The 15,200-nt window shown below is 55.5% G+C and carries 15 protein-coding genes; 11 read left to right on the forward strand and 4 right to left on the reverse strand.

Annotated elements, in window-relative coordinates; translation table 11 throughout:
- Nucleotides 1–88 precede the first annotated feature (88 nt).
- Complete coding sequence (locus J4617_RS17770) at nucleotides 89–1,453, forward strand: MFS transporter (RefSeq protein WP_017465378.1); 1,365 nt, start codon at nucleotides 89–91, stop codon at nucleotides 1,451–1,453.
- 46 nt (nucleotides 1,454–1,499) lie between these two features.
- Here the strand turns inward: J4617_RS17770 and J4617_RS17775 are convergent, their stop codons facing one another.
- Nucleotides 1,500–1,991, reverse strand: a complete 492-nt coding sequence (locus tag J4617_RS17775; protein ID WP_001138913.1) for a YajQ family cyclic di-GMP-binding protein — start codon at nucleotides 1,989–1,991, stop codon at nucleotides 1,500–1,502.
- Nucleotides 1,992–2,116: 125 nt separating this feature from the next.
- Between J4617_RS17775 and panE the strand changes: the two genes are divergently transcribed.
- Nucleotides 2,117–3,028, forward strand: coding sequence for a 2-dehydropantoate 2-reductase (gene panE, locus J4617_RS17780; protein ID WP_017465379.1), 912 nt, complete (start codon nucleotides 2,117–2,119; stop codon nucleotides 3,026–3,028).
- Nucleotides 2,991–3,581 (forward strand): protein deglycase YajL, encoded by a 591-nt coding sequence (yajL, locus tag J4617_RS17785; protein ID WP_017465380.1) that lies wholly within the window; start codon nucleotides 2,991–2,993, stop codon nucleotides 3,579–3,581. Before panE ends, yajL begins: the two co-directional genes overlap by 38 nt.
- A gap of 96 nt (nucleotides 3,582–3,677) precedes the next feature.
- Here yajL and phnX read toward each other — a convergent pair whose 3' ends face one another.
- Together phnX and phnW are read right to left on the reverse strand one after the other, a co-directional pair.
- Nucleotides 3,678–4,487: a phosphonoacetaldehyde hydrolase gene (gene phnX / locus J4617_RS17790; RefSeq protein WP_001526311.1), complete on the reverse strand. Its 810-nt coding sequence runs from the start codon at nucleotides 4,485–4,487 to the stop codon at nucleotides 3,678–3,680.
- A 9-nt stretch (nucleotides 4,488–4,496) separates the two neighbouring features.
- Nucleotides 4,497–5,600 (reverse strand): 2-aminoethylphosphonate--pyruvate transaminase, encoded by a 1,104-nt coding sequence (gene phnW, locus J4617_RS17795; RefSeq protein WP_000203975.1) that lies wholly within the window; start codon nucleotides 5,598–5,600, stop codon nucleotides 4,497–4,499.
- Nucleotides 5,601–5,739: 139 nt separating this feature from the next.
- Between phnW and phnR the strand changes: the two genes are divergently transcribed.
- The 5 genes from phnR (at nucleotide 5,740) to phnV (ending at nucleotide 10,448) form a co-directional block, all read left to right on the forward strand.
- The gene (phnR, locus tag J4617_RS17800) at nucleotides 5,740–6,459 is read left to right on the forward strand and encodes a phosphonate utilization transcriptional regulator PhnR (protein WP_000836271.1); all 720 of its coding nucleotides are present in this window, start codon (nucleotides 5,740–5,742) and stop codon (nucleotides 6,457–6,459) included.
- Nucleotides 6,460–6,656: 197 nt separating this feature from the next.
- Nucleotides 6,657–7,670 (forward strand): 2-aminoethylphosphonate ABC transporter substrate-binding protein, encoded by a 1,014-nt coding sequence (gene phnS / locus J4617_RS17805; protein ID WP_017465381.1) that lies wholly within the window; start codon nucleotides 6,657–6,659, stop codon nucleotides 7,668–7,670.
- Between the two features lie 5 nt (nucleotides 7,671–7,675).
- Nucleotides 7,676–8,785 (forward strand): 2-aminoethylphosphonate ABC transport system ATP-binding subunit PhnT, encoded by a 1,110-nt coding sequence (gene phnT, locus J4617_RS17810; protein ID WP_000928790.1) that lies wholly within the window; start codon nucleotides 7,676–7,678, stop codon nucleotides 8,783–8,785.
- 2 nt (nucleotides 8,786–8,787) lie between these two features.
- Nucleotides 8,788–9,648, forward strand: a complete 861-nt coding sequence (phnU, locus tag J4617_RS17815) for a 2-aminoethylphosphonate ABC transporter permease subunit (RefSeq protein ID WP_000052710.1) — start codon at nucleotides 8,788–8,790, stop codon at nucleotides 9,646–9,648.
- Nucleotides 9,649–9,650: 2 nt separating this feature from the next.
- Nucleotides 9,651–10,448 (forward strand): 2-aminoethylphosphonate ABC transport system, membrane component PhnV, encoded by a 798-nt coding sequence (phnV, locus tag J4617_RS17820; RefSeq protein ID WP_000909793.1) that lies wholly within the window; start codon nucleotides 9,651–9,653, stop codon nucleotides 10,446–10,448.
- Nucleotides 10,449–10,491: 43 nt separating this feature from the next.
- Here the strand turns inward: phnV and thiI are convergent, their stop codons facing one another.
- Nucleotides 10,492–11,940, reverse strand: coding sequence for a tRNA uracil 4-sulfurtransferase ThiI (gene thiI, locus J4617_RS17825; protein WP_000668652.1), 1,449 nt, complete (start codon nucleotides 11,938–11,940; stop codon nucleotides 10,492–10,494).
- Between the two features lie 209 nt (nucleotides 11,941–12,149).
- On the opposite strand from thiI, the gene xseB reads away from it, so the two are divergent.
- The 3 genes from xseB to dxs are packed head-to-tail and all read left to right on the forward strand — an operon-like array spanning nucleotide 12,150 to nucleotide 15,178.
- Nucleotides 12,150–12,392: an exodeoxyribonuclease VII small subunit gene (gene xseB, locus J4617_RS17830; protein WP_001124944.1), complete on the forward strand. Its 243-nt coding sequence runs from the start codon at nucleotides 12,150–12,152 to the stop codon at nucleotides 12,390–12,392.
- A complete protein-coding gene (gene ispA / locus J4617_RS17835; protein WP_000348076.1) occupies nucleotides 12,393–13,292 on the forward strand; it encodes a (2E,6E)-farnesyl diphosphate synthase in 900 nt (299 codons plus the stop codon).
- A gap of 23 nt (nucleotides 13,293–13,315) precedes the next feature.
- The gene (gene dxs / locus J4617_RS17840) at nucleotides 13,316–15,178 is read left to right on the forward strand and encodes a 1-deoxy-D-xylulose-5-phosphate synthase (protein WP_000006777.1); all 1,863 of its coding nucleotides are present in this window, start codon (nucleotides 13,316–13,318) and stop codon (nucleotides 15,176–15,178) included.
- Nucleotides 15,179–15,200 lie beyond the last annotated feature (22 nt).

Genomic DNA, 15,200 nt, shown 5'->3' on the forward strand with positions numbered 1-15,200 from the left:
CAAAAACATAATATTTGCTAATTAACCCTCTATTTACCCGACACACTCCCCGCACTACACTACTCCCAGCTTTTATACAGAGGTGGCAATGAACGATTATAAAATGACGCCAGGGGAGCTGCGCGCCACATGGGGTTTAGGGACCGTCTTTTCGTTGCGTATGCTGGGCATGTTTATGGTTCTACCAGTACTGACCACATACGGTATGGCGCTACAGGGCGCCAGCGAAGCATTAATCGGCATTGCGATCGGCATTTACGGGCTGGCGCAGGCTATCTTTCAAATTCCCTTTGGGCTGCTGTCCGACCGCATTGGCCGCAAACCGCTGATTGTCGGCGGACTGGCGGTATTTGTCACGGGTAGCGTCATTGCCGCGCTCTCTCACTCAATCTGGGGCATTATTCTGGGGCGAGCGCTACAAGGGTCCGGCGCTATTGCCGCCGCCGTCATGGCGCTTCTGTCTGATCTCACCCGAGAGCAAAACCGTACCAAAGCGATGGCGTTTATCGGCGTCAGCTTTGGTATCACCTTCGCGATTGCGATGGTATTAGGGCCGATCGTTACCCATAGTCTGGGATTGAACGCGTTGTTCTGGATGATCGCCGCCCTCGCCACTCTGGGCATTCTTCTGACGATCTGGGTGGTTCCCAACAGTACCAACCATGTGCTGAATCGCGAATCCGGGATGGTCAAAGGCAGCTTCAGTAAAGTGCTGGCGGAGCCGAGGCTGCTCAAGCTCAATTTCGGCATTATGTGTCTGCATATTTTATTAATGTCCACCTTTGTCGCCCTGCCCGGCCAGCTTGCCGATGCCGGTTTCCCTGCCGCCGAACACTGGAAGGTGTATCTGGCAACCATGGTGATCGCCTTTGCCGCCGTCGTGCCTTTTATCATCTATGCTGAAGTCAAACGGCGGATGAAGCAGGTATTCCTGTTCTGCGTGGGGCTCATTGTCGTCGCGGAAATCGTGTTGTGGGGAGCGGGCCAGCATTTCTGGGAGCTGGTGATTGGCGTACAACTCTTTTTCCTCGCCTTTAATCTGATGGAGGCGCTGCTGCCTTCGCTGATTAGCAAAGAGTCGCCCGCGGGGTATAAAGGAACGGCGATGGGCGTCTATTCTACCAGTCAGTTTCTTGGCGTGGCGCTTGGCGGTTCGCTGGGCGGCTGGATAGACGGCACGTTTGATGGGCAAACCGTTTTCCTTGCCGGGGCCGTACTGGCGATGGTATGGCTGGCGGTGGCAAGTACCATGAAAGAGCCGCCCTATGTCAGCAGCCTGCGCGTGGAAATTCCAGCGGATATCGTTGCTGACGACAGGCTAAAACAGCGACTGTTGGCAATGAAAGGCGTAAGCGAAGCGCTGATCGTGGCGGAAGAGCATTCCGCTTACGTCAAAATCGACAGCAAAGTGACCAATCGCTTTGAAGTTGAACAGCTTATCAGCAAAGGATGAATGCTGCATTGCCGGATGGCGGCGAGGCTCTATCCGGCATAACAACTTAATCGCGGAAGTTTTTGAACTGGAACGGCTGGCCCAAATCGCCGCCGCGAACCAGCGCCATTACCGATTGCAGATCGTCACGTGATTTGCCCGTCACGCGAATCTCTTCCCCCTGAATTTGCGCCTGCACCTTCAGTTTGCTGTCTTTAATCAGCTTGACGATTTTCTTCTGCACGGCGCTTTCAATGCCCTGCTTCAGCTTCGCTTCCACATACCAGGTTTTACCGCTATGCACGAACTCGTCCGGTACATCCAGCGAAGCGCCTTCAATACCGCGTTTAAGCAGCTTGGCGCGCAGAATATCGAGCAACTGATTGACCTGGAAATCGGACTCGCTCAGCACCTTGATGGTTTTATTGGCATCGTTCAGTTCAATAGTCGCCTCTACGCCACGGAAGTCAAAACGAGACTCAACCTCGCGAACCGCGTTATCCACACCGTTACGCGCTTCCTGCAGATCAACTTCAGAAACAATATCGAAAGATGGCATCTTTTCTTCTCCCTTCATTTTCGTTGCGTTGCATAATACCTGCAACGAGGCTTAACGAGAAGCTTAGCTGATGACGCTATAATTAGCGCCATAACACCTGGCGCTGTTGCAGGTGAGGAGGAACAATGAAAATTACTGTACTGGGATGCGGAGCCTTAGGACAACTTTGGCTTTCGGCACTGTGCAAACACGGACATGACGTACAGGGCTGGCTACGGGTGCCACAACCTTATTGCAGCGTAAATCTGATCGATACCGATGGTTCCTTTTTCAACGAATCACTGACGGCAAACGATCCGGATTTTTTGGCGAAGAGCGAACTGTTATTAGTCACGCTGAAAGCGTGGCAGGTTTCCGACGCAGTACGAACCCTGGCGTCAACCCTACCGGTGACGTCGCCTATCCTGCTCATTCATAATGGAATGGGAACCATAGAAGAACTGCAAAATATCCAACAGCCGATGTTGATGGGGACTATCACCCATGCTGCGCGCCGCGACGGTAATATCATTATTCATGTCGCTAACGGTACTACGCATATTGGCCCGGCGCGCGAGCAAGACGGCGATTACAGTTATCTCGCCGATATCCTGCAGGGGGTACTGCCCGATGTCGCCTGGCATAACAATATCCGCGCAGAGATGTGGCGCAAACTGGCGGTCAACTGTGTTATCAACCCGCTCACCGCGCTTTGGAACTGCCCGAACGGCGAGCTGCGCCATCATACTGATGAAATCAACGCGATTTGCGAAGAGGTCGCCGCCGTGATTGAACGTGAAGGCTACCACACATCGGCAGACGATTTACGCTATTATGTTGAGCAAGTGATTGACAGTACGGCAGAAAACATCTCATCCATGTTGCAGGACGTGCGTGCCATGCGCCATACCGAAATTGACTACATCACCGGTTATTTACTCAAGCGCGCCCGCGTGCACGGTCTCGCCGTTCCGGAAAATAGCCGCCTGTTTGAAATGGTAAAGCGAAAGGAGAGTGAGTATGAGCGCTCAGGCACTGGTATGCATCGCCCCTGGTAGTGAAGAGACCGAAGCGGTCACCACTATCGATCTGCTGGTTCGCGGCGGAATCCACGTCACTACCGCCAGCGTCGCCAGCGATGGCAACCTGACGATTGTCTGCTCGCGCGGTGTAAAGCTACTGGCGGATGCGCCGCTGGTTGAAGTTGCCGACGGCGATTATGACATCATCGTGTTGCCCGGCGGAATTAAAGGCGCCGAGTGCTTTCGCGACAGCCCGCTGCTGGTCGAAACCGTAAAACAGTTTCACCGCTCCGGGCGCATTGTCGCAGCCATTTGCGCCGCAGCCGCCACAGTGCTCGTGCCGCACGATATCTTCCCTATCGGCAATATGACCGGTTTTCCGGCGCTGAAAGATAAGATCCCCGCCGAACAGTGGCTGGATAAGCGTGTGGTGTGGGATGCGCGGGTAAAATTATTAACCAGCCAGGGACCGGGTACCGCTATCGATTTTGGTTTGAAAATCATCGACCTGTTGGCTGGTCGTGAAAAAGCGCATGAAGTGGCTTCGCAACTGGTGATGGCGGCGGGGATTTATAACTACTACGAATAAGAATGATTGCCGGATGGCGGCGTAAACACCTTATCCGGCCTACAAAACGGTACAGTCTGTAGGCCGAATAAGCGACAGCGCCATCCGGCAGTTATTTTACGGGCGTTCGCCCTGCGCCAGACGCGCATTAATATGCGCAATCACCCCAGGTAAATCCGCCAGTGAATCCACCACGTAATGCGCCCCGGCGGCGTACAGCTTGCTGGCCGCGTGCTCGCGGCGGACCGCAACGTCCTCTTTCGACATTGTCTGATAGGCGTCCCATGTTGCGCCGAATTCGTTACCCGATACCGCCAGCCCCACCGTCCACATCCCCGCGTTAAGCCCCTCGCTAATGCCCGGCGCGGCATCATCTACCTTCACACAGTGCGCGACCGCATCAATGCCCAGCGCAATCACGTTTTGCAGCGCCATCCACGGCCCCGGGCGACCACCCGCGGCCAGGTCGTCCGTTGCCACCCAATGATCCGGACGATAGCCATGCCCGGCGGCGGCGGGGACCAGGCGCTCCATCACCGCTCGTGGGTAACCGGAGCAGGAGCCTATCTTGATACCCTCGGCTCGTAGCGCCGCGATCGTGTCGATAACTCCGGCAATAGGAGAAGAAAAATCGACAACTTTAGCAATCTGTAACGGCATGAAAGCGGCGTAGATGGCATCAATATCTGCTGCGCTCATGGAGCGGCCAAACTTTGCCTGCCAGCGCGCGTCAACAGCAGGTAATTTTCCCAGCGCTTCAATGTGTTGCCATTTACCCAGCCCCATTGGCACGCGTGCTTCAGCGAGGGTGATCTCCACATCAAATGCCTGACGGAACGCCTCAACGAAAATTTGCGTCGGCGCGAAGGAGCCAAAATCGACGGTGGTGCCCGCCCAGTCGAGAATAACAGCGTGAATACGGTTCATCATGGTTCCTTATTTCGTCCAGTACATGGCGGTACGAATGGCGGTCAGCAGGGCCGTGATATCGGCGGCATATACTTCGCCAATATTGCCGATGCGGAAGCAGTCGCTTTGCGACACTTTGCCAGGATAGATAACAAAGCCCTGCTCTTTGAGGCGGCGATAAAATTCGCTAAAGCGATACTGCGGGTCTTCCGGTGAATAAAAGGCGGTGATAATGGGCGAATGAAGTTCGTCATCCAGCAGCGTGTTAAAGCCCAGCGCCCGCATTCCGGCCACCAGGCTGCGCTGATTTTGCTGATAGCGTTGATGACGTGCCGCTACGCCACCTTCTTTCGCCAGCTCTTTCAGCGCCTGTGCAAACGCCAGGACGGTATGTGTGGGCGAAGTAAAACGCCATTTGCCGTGGTTATCCTCCATGCAGCGCCACTGGGCGTAGAGATCTAACGACAGCGAGCGGGAATGCCCTTTGCACGCGGCCAGTTTTTGCTCGCGGGCAATCACAAAGGCAAAACCCGGCACGCCCTGAATGCATTTATTGGCGGAGCTGATCAGATAGTCGATGTGTAATGCTGCAATATCCATGGGGATGCCGCCGAAGCTGCTCATGGCGTCAACGATGTAGGTTTTGCCATAGCGATGCGCCAGAGCGCCCACCTCATCAATGGGGTTGAGCATCCCGGTGGTCGTTTCGCTATGCACCATGGCGATATGGCTGATCGTCGGGTCGGCGTTGAGGATCGCGTCGATCGCCTGCACGTCCGGGCGCGCAACTTCGCCGCAGTCGTAAGCGTGATGGGCGATACCCATAAGGCCGGCCATCTCGACCATTCGTGCGCCGTATGCACCGTTGCTGACGATCAGCACCTTATCCTGCGGCCCCAATACGCTGCCCAGTACGGCTTCCACAGCATAGCTACCGCTGCCTTGCAGTAGTACGGAGGTGTAGCCTTCGGAGGCCGTTGCCAGTTCGGTCAGCTGCTGGCGGATCTGTTCCACCACGCCGATATTGTAATCATCATCCCAGGTACAGCTATCGAACAACATCGCTTCTTTCACGGTACGAGAGGTGGTGAGCGGGCCAGGAGTCAGCAACAGATAGTTACGCGAAGTCATGTTATTTACCTTTGGTCTATACCAGATTGCATTTATCATGACGATCTTTGCCGCGACGGGTCAAAGAGAAAATCGCGCTGCAACAAAAAATTCATCTCTGCTTGTATAATGGCGGCAGGCAAAACGGAAGCGAGTAAGCATGAAATCTATCCCGGGCGATATCCCGCAGTACCTGTTGATCAAGGCGCAGCTTCAGGCACGTATTCAGAGCGGTGCGTTGAAAAGCGGTGATAAACTGCCGTCTGAACGCGAACTGTGCGCGATCTTCAACACCACGCGCATTACTATTCGCGAAAGCCTGGCGCAGCTGGAGTCCAGTGGGCTTATCTGGCGCGCCGATCGTCGCGGTTGGTTCGTTACGCCGGAACGCCTGTGGCTGGATCCAACCCAGAATACCAACTTCCATAAGCTTTGCCGCGAGCAGGGGCGGGAGCCAAAAACCGCGCTACTGAGCGGCGTGTTAACCACCGTGCCTGTCGAGGTCATGGAGCCCCTCCAGCTCCAGCCGTTTGATCAAATCTATCTGCTGACCCGTCTGCGTTACGCCGATGGCCGCGCCGTGTGCTACTGCGAAAACCATTGTTTGCCCGCCCGCGTGCCTGAGCTGCTGCAGTACGATCTCAACGGCAGCCTGACTGAGGTATACGAGTCGCGCTACAACCTTGTCTATACCAGCATGCATCTGTCGTTCTACCCCACCGCCATGCCTGCGCAGGCCGCACAGGCGCTGGGCGTTATGGAAGGGCGCCCGGCGCTGTTGCTGCGCCGTCTGAACTACGATCAACACGGGCGAGTGCTGGATCTGGATATCGAATACTGGCGTCACGACAGCCTGCGCATTGAGGTAGATACCCACTAGCGGGTGCGCCGGATGTTGGCTGCGAGCCTTATCCGGCCTGTCAATCGTATCGTCTCACGGCTATCCGGATAAACGCAGCATCATCCGGCGTGGACTGATTTATTTCTCTTTCATCGTTTTGTCATATAAGCCGTTTAGCGTAAAAAGCAAACCTGGTATAGGCCAGAAAATGCAACGTACGCTATGAGGCTATTACGATGAAACTTTCCCGACTTGCTCTGCTGTCTGTCTTCGCTCTCGCCAGCGCCCCGTCATGGGCGGAATCGGTGGTCACGGTGTACTCCATCGACGGGCTGCATGATGGCGATAACAGCTGGTACCAGGTACAGTTTGACGCATTCACCAAAGCGACCGGCATTACCGTACGCTATGTTGAAGGCGGTGGTGGCGTGGTAGTGGAACGTCTGGCAAAAGAGCGTACGAATCCGCAGGCCGACGTGCTGGTAACCGCGCCGCCATTCATTCAGCGCGCCGCCGCCGAAAAGCTGCTGGCGAACTTTAACACCGACGCCACCTCGGCTATCCCCGATGCCAACAACCTTTATTCGCCGCTGGTAAAGAACTATCTGAGCTTTATCTACAACAGCAAGCTGCTGAAAACTGCCCCGGCGAGCTGGCAGGATCTGCTTGACGGTAAATTCAAAAATAAACTCCAGTATTCCACGCCAGGTCAGGCCGCTGACGGCACGGCGGTAATGCTGCAGGCTTTCCACAGCTTCGGCAGTAAAGATGCCGGTTTTGCGTATCTCGGCAAGCTGCAGGCCAATAACGTCGGGCCATCTGCCTCTACCGGCAAGCTAACCGCGCTGGTTAATAAAGGTGAAATCTACGTCGCTAACGGCGACCTGCAAATGAACCTCGCGCAGATGGAACGTAACCCGAACGTGAAAATCTTCTGGCCGGCCAACGACAAAGGCGAGCGCAGCGCGCTGGCCATCCCTTATGTCATTGGCCTGGTCCAGGGGGCGCCGCAGAGTGAAAATGGTAAAAAGCTGATTAACTTCCTGCTGAGTAAAGAAGCGCAGACTCGCGTCAGCGAACTCTCCTGGGGAATGCCGGTACGCAGCGACGTAACGCCGAGCGACGAACATTATAAGGCCGCCACTGCCGCGTTGGAAGGCGTGCAGAGCTGGCAGCCAAATTGGGATGACGTAGCCGTTTCGCTGTCGGCAGATATTAGCCGTTGGCACAAAGTGACCGAAAGCGAGTAAGCCTGATGCTGATGAAAACGACTGCCGTTCACGCCCCTGCATCGCAGGGGACATCGGGGATAGTCCTCGACTCGCTGCGCGTTGCGTATCACGGCAACGTGGTGCTTAAACCGCTCTCTTTGACGATTGAACCTGGCGAAGTGCTGGCGCTGATTGGCCCATCAGGATCTGGAAAAACGACGGTGCTGCGTGCGGTTGCGGGCTTTGTGCAACCTGCAGGCGGTCGTATTCTGATTGGCGATACGGACGTCACCCATCTGCCACCCTATAAACGCGGGTTGGCGATGGTGGTGCAGAACTACGCCTTGTTCCCGCATCTGAAAGTGGAAGACAACGTCGCTTTTGGCCTGCGTGCGCAGAAGCAGCCAAAGGCGCTAATTAATGAGCGTGTCACGCAGGCGCTGAAAACGGTTGGCATGAGTGATTACGCCGCCCGTTATCCGCATCAACTTTCCGGCGGCCAGCAGCAACGCGTGGCCATCGCCCGCGCGATTGCCGTGCGCCCGCGCGTGCTGTTGCTGGATGAACCACTGTCAGCGCTGGACGCACAGATTCGTCATAATATGGTGGAAGAAATCGCCCGTCTTCACCGTGAGCTGCCGGAACTCACTATTCTCTACGTCACCCACGATCAAACGGAAGCGCTCACCCTGGCCGATAAAATCGGCATTATGAAGGATGGCTCGCTGATTGCTCACGGCGAAACCCGCGCGCTATATCAGCATCCGCCCAATCGTTTTGCCGCCGAATTCTTAGGTCGCGCCAATATTCTCTCCGCCATCGCGCTGGGGATAACGGAGGTTCCGGGGCTGGTGGACGTCAGCTGCGGCGGTGCGGTGATTCGCGCGTTCAGCCGGGGCAGCCACCACGGTTACAACAAACTGCTGTGCATTCGTCCTCAGCACCTCAGCCTAACGCCGCGTTCGGCCTACAGCAACCGCTTCAACGCCACACTGCAATCGGTGCACTGGCAGGGCGATTTAACCCATCTGCTGTGTGACATTGCTGGCGAAACGGTGCGGATGGTGTTGACGCATGTCAATCCGCTGCCGCGCGTGGGCGACAAGCTGGCGCTGTGGTTCGAACCGGATGATGCGGTCCTGATTGAGGTATAACCATGTCACTCATTTTACCTCTGGAAAAACCGGCGCTTAACCTACGCCCGCTGCTGTGGCTGCTGCTCCCGTTGCTGGTGCTGGCGACGCTGTTTTTCTGGCCACTGTCGCTCATCGTTGAACAGGCGCTACGCGGTGCCAATGGCGACATCGGGCTCGAGACCTTCCGCCAGGTGGTTGACTCGAAACGCTTTGTCGGCGCGTTGCTGAACACGTTGCAAATCGCCTTTTTCGCCACCGCCGGTTGCCTGCTGCTGGGCAGCGTGATGTCGCTGATTCTGGTGTTTATTCCTTTCCCCGGCAGCGAGTTGATTGGTCGGGTCGTCGATACTTTTATTGCGCTGCCGACCTTCCTGATTACGCTGGCGTTCACCTTTATTTATGGGTCAGCGGGTCTGCTCAACGGTGCGCTGATGAGCCTGTTTGCCTTTGAGCTACCGCCGGTGGATTTTCTCTACTCGATGCAGGGCGTCATTCTGGCGGAGATCACGGTGTTCACTCCGCTGGTGATGCGGCCACTGATGGCCGCGCTGCGGCAAATTGATAAAAGCCAGCTAGAGGCAGCCAGTATTCTGGGGGCGCACCCGTTACGGGTGATTGGGCAGGTGATTTTCCCGGCGGCGCTACCGGCGCTGATGGCTGGTGGCAGCCTGTGCCTACTGTTGACCACTAACGAGTTCGGCATCGTACTGTTTATTGGCGCGAAAGGGGTTAACACCCTGCCGATGATGGTTTACAGCAAAGCGATTCTGGAGTCCGACTATACGGTCGCCTGCATGATTGCGTTGATTAACATTGTCTTGTCGCTGGGGCTGTTCTCCCTCTATCGCCTGGCGGCATCGCGTACCGGCGTAAGGAGCTAGCCATGCTAATTTGGTCACCTAAAGGACGCGCTGCGGCGGGCGTTGTGGCTAGCGTACTGTTTATCGTGTTCTTTTTCCTGCCGCTGGCGGTGATTCTGATGTCCAGCCTTAGCCAGCAGTGGAACGGTATTCTGCCGAGTGGCTTCACGCTGAACCACTTTGTTAACGCTCTGCACGGTGCGGCATGGGATGCCCTACTTGCCAGCCTCACGATTGGCTTTTGCGCCAGCCTGTTTGCGCTGCTGTGCGGCGTTTGGGCGGCGCTGGCGCTGCGTCAATATGGGGTGAAAACGCAGAAATGGTTAAGTATGGTGTTCTATCTGCCGAGTGCGATTCCGTCAGTGTCCGTGGGCCTGGGCATTCTGGTTGCTTTCAGCCAGGGGCCATTGCAAATGAACGGCACCCTATGGATTGTGCTGACAGCGCACTTTGTGCTGATTTCCGCCTTTACCTTCAGTAACGTGTCGACCGGACTGGCGCGAATTTCCGCCGATATTGAAAACGTCGCGTCGAGTCTGGGGGCATCGCCCTGGTATCGTCTGCGTCACGTGACGTTGCCGTTATTGATGCCGTGGATGGTGTCAGCGCTGGCGCTGAGTTTATCGCTCTCCATGGGGGAGTTGGGCGCGACGATGATGATTTATCCGCCGGGCTGGACGACGCTGCCGGTAGCTATCTTTAGCCTGACCGACCGTGGAAATATCGCCGACGGCGCGGCGCTGACTATTGTGCTGGTGGCCATTACGCTGCTGCTGATGATGAAGCTGGAGCGCATTGCAAAACGGTTGGGGCAGAAATAAAACGGTAGGCCGGGTAGGACATAGCCGCCACCCGGCAAAGGAATTACGGACGATACACTTTCACGTTTTCAAAGCCCTGCTCGCGCAGATAGAGCGCCTGCAGGCGGCTCATTACCCCGCGCTCACACCACAGCAGCCAGGTTTTGCTCTGATCGAGATCGCCAAATTTAGTACTCAGCTTGTAGAACGGCAGCGAAACGACGTCCACACCTTCCACTTTCAGCGGCTTGTCATCCTGTTCATCCACAGAACGGATATCCAGAATCACGTCGTTCGGGCCGAAACCGCTCACGGTTTCTACTTCCACCACCTCCTGCTGGGTCTGCTGGGCGATTTCACGAATATCGACGTTGTTCGCTTCTTCTACCACCTTATCGAGAATACTGAAGTCGAAGTTTTCTTCTTCGGCTTCAATTTTCGCTTTAATGGCTTTCACCGTCGGACTTTTTGAAATCACGCCACAGTATTCCGGCATCGTACGGGCAAAATCTTCCGTACCAATCTGGCGCGCCAGGTTGATAATGTGCTCTTTATCGTAAGAGATCAGCGGGCGCAGGATCAGCGTGTCAGACACGTTATCGATCAAGCGCAAGTTGGTTAGCGTCTGGCTGGACACCTGGCCCAGCGCTTCGCCGGTCACCAGCGCCTGTACGCCGTAACGTTCCGCCACTTTCGACGCCGCGCGTACCATCATACGTTTGAGCACCACGCCCATCTGGCCGTCGTCAACTTTCTCCAGAATCTCGCCGACCACCGGTTCGAAGTTAATCGCCACAAAACGCACGCGATGGGAGCTGCCAAAGCGGTTCCACAGGTAATGCGCCACCTGGCGAACGCCGATTTCATGCGCCGCGCCGCCGAGGTTAAAGAAGCAGTAGTGTACGCGACAGCCGCGACGCATCAGCATATAGCTGGAGACGCCGGAGTCAAAACCGCCGGAGATCAGCGACAGCACGTCTTCCTGGGTGCCAATCGGGAAACCGCCAATACCTTCATAACGCCCTTTGATCAGCAGCAGGCGATCATCTTCCACTTCCAGATGCACCGTCACATCCGGGTTAGTGAGCTTCACGCGCGCCGATTCAATATGCTGATTTAATCCGCCGCCGACATAGCGCTCCACCTCAATGGAGCTAAACTCATGCTTACCGCGACGTTTTACGCGCACGCAGAAGGTTTTGCCTTCAAGCTGCTCGCGATACTGCGCCAACGCTTTCTCGAAAATGTCGTGCATATCGGTGAACGGCACATCTTCGACTTCAAGAATATGGTGAATCCCCGGAATGCGGGTCAGCGCGTCGCGAATCGCCAGACGCTGGTTTTCATCTTTGGCGCGAACTTCAATGTTATCCCAGTGACGGACAACCGCGAGGGTCTCATCGTAGTGCTTTAAAACGTTACGGATGTTCCCGGTTAAAATTTTTATAAAGCGCAAACGCACAGATTGGCTTTTGATAGTGATTTCCGGGAACAATTTAATGATAAACTTCATGGCGGCAATGGTTCTTTAGCAAGCTATCTAAGGCTTGTCGTGGAGAAATAGTACAGCAGCCCATACCTACGGCTGCATCCAGGCGCGGAAGTATATCACTATCACGGACATCTTGCGCATTTCCCCTTACCATTGCGCGTTATTTGCTTATCAGTGTGAGTCCGTTACCATAGACTTGTACTGCCATTACAGAGAGTCAAACAGTCATCATGCCGAAGAAAAATGAGGCGCCCGCCAGCTTTGAAACTGCGCTGAGCGAGCTGGAACATATTGTTACCCGCCTGGAAAGCGGCGATTTGCCGCTGGAAGACGCGCTGAATGAATTCGAGCGCGGCGTACAACTGGCGCGTCAGGGGCAGGCAAAACTGCAGCAGGCGGAACAGCGCGTGCAAATTTTGCTGTCTGATAATGAAGAGGCTTCACCTGAGCCTTTTATCGCGGATAATGAGTAAATGGACTTTACGCAGCAGCTACAGGCTTGCGTAACGCAAGCGAATCAGGCGCTGAGCCGTTTTATCGCGCCACTGCCCTTTCAGAACACTCCCGTGGTCGAAGCCATGCAGTATGGCGCATTATTAGGCGGTAAACGCCTGCGGCCATTTCTGGTTTACGCCACCGGTCAAATGTTTGGCGTCAGTACGGCAACGCTGGATGCGCCAGCTGCGGCGGTCGAATGCATTCATGCCTATTCGCTGATCCATGACGACCTGCCAGCGATGGACGATGACGATTTGCGTCGCGGCCTGCCGACTTGCCATATTAAATTTGGCGAAGCCAACGCAATCCTGGCGGGAGACGCGTTGCAGACGCTGGCGTTTGCCATTATCAGCGACGCGCCGATGCCGGAAGTCACCGATCGCGATCGTATCGCGATGATCGCCGAACTGGCAAATGCCAGCGGTATCGCCGGTATGTGCGGCGGTCAGGCATTGGATCTGGCGGCAGAAGGCCAGCGGATCACTCTGGACGCGCTGGAACGCATTCATCGCCATAAGACCGGCGCGCTCATTCGCGCCGCCGTTAGACTTGGCGCGTTGAGCGCGGGCGATAAAGGACGGAATACTCTGCCGATACTTGACCGCTATGCAGAGAGTATCGGCCTTGCCTTCCAGGTTCAGGATGACATTCTGGATGTGGTGGGCGATACTGCAACGTTAGGTAAACGTCAGGGCGCAGACCAGCAGCTTGGCAAAAGTACCTACCCTGCACTTCTGGGTCTTGAGCAAGCCCGGAATAAAGCCCGGGACCTGATAGAGGACGCCCGTCAGTCGTTACATCAGCTGGCCGCGCAATCACTGGACACCTCGGCACTGGAAGCGCTAGCGAACTACATAATCCAGCGTGATAAATAAACCCCATATCCAATGAGCTTGCGATGAGTTTTGATATAGCCAAATACCCTACCCTGGCATTGGTCGACTCCACCCAGGAGTTACGACTGTTACCGAAAGAGAGTCTGCCGAAACTCTGCGACGAGCTACGCCGCTACTTACTCGACAGCGTAAGCCGTTCCAGCGGGCATTTCGCTTCCGGGCTGGGCACGGTAGAACTTACCGTGGCGCTGCATTATGTCTACAACACCCCGTTTGACCAGCTAATCTGGGATGTTGGACACCAGGCTTATCCACATAAAATCCTTACCGGTCGTCGCGACAAAATCGGCACCATTCGCCAGAAAGGCGGTCTGCATCCGTTCCCGTGGCGCGGAGAAAGTGAATACGATGTGCTGAGCGTTGGGCATTCCTCCACCTCCATCAGCGCCGGTATCGGTATTGCCGTAGCGGCGGAGAAAGAAGGCAAAGATCGCCGCACCGTCTGTGTGATTGGCGACGGCGCCATCACCGCCGGTATGGCGTTTGAAGCAATGAATCACGCAGGCGATATCCGGCCCGACATGCTGGTCATTCTGAACGACAATGAAATGTCGATTTCGGAAAACGTCGGCGCGCTCAACAACCATCTGGCGCAGCTACTTTCCGGTAAGCTTTACTCTTCTCTGCGCGAAGGCGGAAAAAAAGTCTTCTCCGGCGTACCGCCAATTAAAGAGCTGCTCAAGCGTACCGAAGAACATATTAAAGGCATGGTTGTGCCGGGCACACTGTTCGAAGAGCTGGGCTTTAACTACATCGGGCCGGTCGATGGTCACGATGTCATGGGGCTTATCAGCACATTGAAGAACATGCGTGACCTGAAAGGCCCGCAGTTCCTGCATATCATGACCAAGAAAGGCCGCGGTTATGAGCCCGCGGAAAAAGATCCGATCACTTTCCATGCGGTGCCTAAATTTGATCCCTCCAGCGGATGTTTGCCGAAAAGCAGCGGCGGTCTGCCAGGTTATTCAAAAATCTTCGGTGACTGGCTGTGTGAAACTGCCGCCAAAGACAGCAAGCTGATGGCGATCACCCCGGCAATGCGCGAAGGTTCCGGCATGGTGGAATTTTCACGTAAATTCCCGGATCGCTATTTTGACGTCGCCATCGCCGAACAGCATGCCGTCACCTTCGCCGCAGGCCTGGCGATTGGCGGCTATAAGCCCGTCGTGGCGATCTACTCTACTTTCCTGCAACGCGCCTACGATCAGGTCATCCATGACGTCGCTATCCAGAAACTGCCGGTCATGTTCGCCATCGATCGCGCCGGTATCGTTGGCGCGGATGGGCAAACACACCAGGGCGCGTTCGATCTCTCCTATCTGCGCTGCATCCCGGATATGGTGATCATGACGCCAAGCGACGAGAACGAATGTCGCCAGATGTTATTTACCGGGTATCACTATAACGACGGCCCGACGGCAGTACGTTATCCACGCGGTAATGCGCAGGGCGTGGCGCTAACCCCGCTGGAAAAACTGCCTATTGGTAAAGGCCTTGTGAAGCGTCATGGCGAAAAACTGGCGATTCTGAACTTTGGCACCTTAATGCCTGAGGCGGCGAAAGTCGCCGAAGCGCTGAACGCCACGCTGGTCGACATGCGCTTTGTTAAGCCGCTGGACGACACGTTAATTCTGGAGATGGCCGCGCAGCATGACGCGCTGGTGACGCTGGAAGAAAACGCCATTATGGGCGGCGCTGGCAGCGGCGTAAACGAAGTGCTAATGGCCCATCGTAAACCTGTACCTGTGCTGAATATCGGTCTTCCGGATTTCTTTATCCCGCAAGGAACGCAGGAAGAAGCCCGCGCGGAACTGGGGCTTGACGCCGCAGGCATTGAAGCCAAAATCAAGGCCTGGCTGGCATAATCCCCTCTTTGCTCCTGCTATG

The sequence above is a fragment of the Salmonella sp. 32010601201800023SM genome, assembly GCF_017572235.1.
Classification (GTDB): Bacteria; Pseudomonadota; Gammaproteobacteria; order Enterobacterales; family Enterobacteriaceae; genus Salmonella; species Salmonella enterica.

Coding starts and splice junctions, on each gene's coding strand:
- phnX (WP_001526311.1), bottom strand. CDS start 4,487: ATGAACCGTATTCACGCTGTTATTCTCGACTGGGCGGGCACCACCGTC.
- dxs (WP_000006777.1), top strand. CDS start 13,316: ATGAGTTTTGATATAGCCAAATACCCTACCCTGGCATTGGTCGACTCC.
- phnR (WP_000836271.1), top strand. CDS start 5,740: ATGAAATCTATCCCGGGCGATATCCCGCAGTACCTGTTGATCAAGGCG.
- yajL (WP_017465380.1), top strand. CDS start 2,991: ATGAGCGCTCAGGCACTGGTATGCATCGCCCCTGGTAGTGAAGAGACC.
- xseB (WP_001124944.1), top strand. CDS start 12,150: ATGCCGAAGAAAAATGAGGCGCCCGCCAGCTTTGAAACTGCGCTGAGC.
- panE (WP_017465379.1), top strand. CDS start 2,117: ATGAAAATTACTGTACTGGGATGCGGAGCCTTAGGACAACTTTGGCTT.
- phnT (WP_000928790.1), top strand. CDS start 7,676: ATGCTGATGAAAACGACTGCCGTTCACGCCCCTGCATCGCAGGGGACA.
- phnW (WP_000203975.1), bottom strand. CDS start 5,600: ATGACTTCGCGTAACTATCTGTTGCTGACTCCTGGCCCGCTCACCACC.
- ispA (WP_000348076.1), top strand. CDS start 12,393: ATGGACTTTACGCAGCAGCTACAGGCTTGCGTAACGCAAGCGAATCAG.
- J4617_RS17770 (WP_017465378.1), top strand. CDS start 89: ATGAACGATTATAAAATGACGCCAGGGGAGCTGCGCGCCACATGGGGT.
- phnS (WP_017465381.1), top strand. CDS start 6,657: ATGAAACTTTCCCGACTTGCTCTGCTGTCTGTCTTCGCTCTCGCCAGC.
- phnU (WP_000052710.1), top strand. CDS start 8,788: ATGTCACTCATTTTACCTCTGGAAAAACCGGCGCTTAACCTACGCCCG.
- J4617_RS17775 (WP_001138913.1), bottom strand. CDS start 1,991: ATGCCATCTTTCGATATTGTTTCTGAAGTTGATCTGCAGGAAGCGCGT.
- thiI (WP_000668652.1), bottom strand. CDS start 11,940: ATGAAGTTTATCATTAAATTGTTCCCGGAAATCACTATCAAAAGCCAA.
- phnV (WP_000909793.1), top strand. CDS start 9,651: ATGCTAATTTGGTCACCTAAAGGACGCGCTGCGGCGGGCGTTGTGGCT.